1 protein-coding gene is annotated in these 502 nt (G+C 74.3%); it reads left to right on the top strand.

Going from position 1 to position 502, the window contains the following annotated elements; translation table 11 throughout:
* The coding region (locus FUT87_RS29715) for a hypothetical protein (protein ID WP_222617332.1) at positions 1-502 on the top strand (502 nt) is incomplete at both ends.

Genomic DNA, 502 nt, shown 5'->3' with positions numbered 1-502 from the left:
TCGGTGTCCAGCGCCTGGCCATCGACGGGCCCGCGCGGCTGTATTGGCCGGCGGTGCTGAACGGCTGGGCGGCCACGGTCCTGTGGATCTGGATCAGCTGGATCGCCGTCCGCGCCGCGCGTCAGCGGCCGGGGGCCGCCGCGGCGCCCGACACGTCGGTGGTGCTGACCCTGGTGATGGCCAACAGCGCGCTGATCTCCGTCGCGGTCAGCCTGCTCCTCGTGCCGCTGCTGCGACTGATCGGCCCGCTGGAAAGCTGGCCGCTCGGCGCCCGTTGGGGCGTCTGGCTGCTGCCGATGATGTGGCTGCTGGCGACCGCCACGGGCCTGCTCTGGCGCGTCATCCCTTCCGCCGCGCCCCGCGCGTTCGCGGGCCTGGTGGCGCTCGCGGCCGTCGCCATCGCCGGCTGGTTGCAGCCGGCGATGTTCTGGTGGCCCGATCCGTCGGCAAAGACCACCGGCACGGCGCGACCGACGAAGACGCCGCCACCGACCCGGGCCTG

The sequence above is a fragment of the Mitsuaria sp. TWR114 genome (assembly GCF_007997345.1).
Note: the sequence above shows the minus strand (reverse complement) of the source record. Positions and strands in the feature narration are given on the sequence as shown.